Origin of the sequence: Microcoleus sp. Pol17C6, from assembly GCF_036701145.1 — a bacterium.
Taxonomy (GTDB): Bacteria; Cyanobacteriota; Cyanobacteriia; order Cyanobacteriales; family Microcoleaceae; genus Microcoleus.
The window spans coordinates 1-2,222 of sequence record NZ_JAUBQH010000146.1; the positions used below are offsets into that span (position 1 = coordinate 1).

The window sequence follows — 2,222 nt, forward strand, 5'->3', positions numbered from 1 at the left end:
GCCGCTTTTACCAACAAGGTATGCGGGCTGCAACCCTGATTCGGTCTATCTCTTAGGCATCTTTGTCACCCCCCCAGTTCGGTTTTTTCTCAAAGACTTGGATATTTGGCTCTGATAGCACAAAGCCGTTAGAGGTTGATTCACCCATCTTGCCACCGATAGCAGCCACCCACATGGGATAGTTGGCAGCAGCATCCTCAAGCTTCTTCCATATTTTTGGCTTAACAGTAACGGACACTACCCGACCGTCACAGTCAAGCTCAAAGGTTTTCCAGTTGTCTTTGTTAGTCTCTACGTTGTTCGGTAGTTCGTTAATTTTGATGATGAGTTCAAGCTTGCCAATTGTCATAGGTAGTTTCGTTGGTTTACTGCGTTGCTTTTTTGGTACGAGAGTCAGCTTTGTATATTTTCCAGCTTAGGGGTGGAAATCGCTACAGCTTCATCGGGCTAATGTTGGTTTAGTAAGTTATAATAGTTCGTATGTTGCTAATTTTTTATAAATTCCCGCCGTTGCTGTTTGACAAACAGCACCCTACTAGCCAAACTTAGCACTCATAACTTTCTTTAAAATTTCGACAATAACCTTGTCTGGCGAGCGTTGGCTTCTTCAACGCTTGACAGCCAATAACTAAATAAAATACTAACCTTGACCAGGAGTTCCCCCGAACTCCTTTTTTTGTGTTTATTTTTACGTCGAATTCAATTGAAAGTTTTTCACCTAATCAAAAAGGAGCTTTTGACATGGCTAAACCCTGGGGGGGTAACAACCAGCCTGAAACCCATACCTTTGTAAGGATTGAGCCAATGTGTGCTAAAAAAAGATAGGCAGCATAATTGTTACACGCTTGCCTATCTCAAAAATAATGATACCAACATTCTACCTCATTCATTTAAAAAAACAACTCAGTTCAGCTCAATTTAAACTGATTGAAATCTTGCTACCATTGATACAATCAGAAAAACAAGTGAGATTAGAACGGCTCTCGCGGGTATTTCCCTATCCAATTACAACAGAAAGTCGGCGTAGAAAACTACAAAGGTTTCTCGATTTGCCTCACTTAACTATCTCACTAATTTGGTTCCCATTAATTACTTATTGGTTGATTACTTATTGCCGTGTTGGTCAAACTTTATCAATTGCAATCGACCGCAGTCAATGGGGGCGCATTAATCTCTTTATGGTTAGCCTGATCTGGGAGCGAAGAGCAATTCCATTATACTGGTCACTGTTGCCCAAATTGGGAAACAGTAACTTCGAGTCACAAACAACCAATTTACAGCAAGTTTTACCATTATTTTCAGAATATAAAGTCATCGTTTTAGGAGACCGCGAATTTTGTTCGGTCGATTTGGCAAACTGGCTGAGGGAAAAGGGTGTATCTTTTTGTTTAAGACTGAAAAAGAATCATTGTGTCGAAACGGAACATTTAGTTTGGCAACGCTTAGATGAATTAGGAATAGTACCAGGTACCTCTTTATATTTTCAAGGTAAAAGAGTGAGGAAAACTCGACCTGCGACCGGATTTGATCTTGCTTGTAAGTGGAAAAGGAACTACGGGGGATGGAAGGTTGAAGAAGCGTGGTTTCTACTCACAGATTTAGGGTCATTGCCGGCAGCTATCAATGCTTATAAGCAGCGGATGGGTATTGAAGAAATGTTCCGAGACTGTAAAACAGGAGGCTACGATCTTGAAGGAACCAGCTTAAAAGGAGACCGACTTATTAACATGATTTTGCTCATGACACTTGCGTACACTTGGGCAATATTTCAAGGCATTGAACTGAAAAAAAAGCAGGTACAAAAATATGTATCTCGTCGCAAAGAACCTAAAAAAAGATATCGAAGACGGAGTACATTTGGTGTTGGTTTAGATGGAGAAAAGTGGGTCAATTATCTCGAACAATATTCTGACGAGGTAGAACAGTTAATGAAGTTAACTCCCAATAAACGCAGCTTTTATCAACAAGGTATGCGGGCCGCAACCCTTATACAGTCTATCTCGTAGACCTCTTTGTCACCCCCCCAGGGCTAAACCTAAACACAAAAGTATGCGGAATCAGCCAGAGATGTACGACGAAACCAAACGACCTTTCACCCTTAGTCTGACGCCAACAGCCGTCAATATACTGGATTCTCTTGCCAAAATAAGTAGGTAGGCGGGAAAAAACATATTTATGTAACAAAACATTAAGCAGCATAATTGGAGTTAAACTTAAGGCGT

At 40.8% G+C, this 2,222-nt stretch carries 2 protein-coding genes; one reads left to right on the forward strand and one right to left on the reverse strand.

Going from position 1 to position 2,222, the window contains the following annotated elements:
• Positions 1–52: 52 nt before the first annotated feature.
• Positions 53–349, reverse strand: a complete 297-nt coding sequence (locus tag QUA25_RS29040) for a hypothetical protein (RefSeq protein ID WP_333043150.1) — start codon at positions 347–349, stop codon at positions 53–55.
• A gap of 514 nt (positions 350–863) precedes the next feature.
• Between QUA25_RS29040 and QUA25_RS29045 the strand changes: the two genes are divergently transcribed.
• A complete protein-coding gene (locus QUA25_RS29045; RefSeq protein WP_333043151.1) occupies positions 864–2,006 on the forward strand; it encodes an IS4 family transposase in 1,143 nt (380 codons plus the stop codon).
• Positions 2,007–2,222 lie beyond the last annotated feature (216 nt).

Bases quoted from the DNA above. Each gene is read 5' to 3' on its own strand.
- QUA25_RS29040 (WP_333043150.1), bottom strand. From the start codon at position 349: ATGACAATTGGCAAGCTTGAACTCATCATCAAAATTAACGAACTACCG.
- QUA25_RS29045 (WP_333043151.1), top strand. From the start codon at position 864: ATGATACCAACATTCTACCTCATTCATTTAAAAAAACAACTCAGTTCA.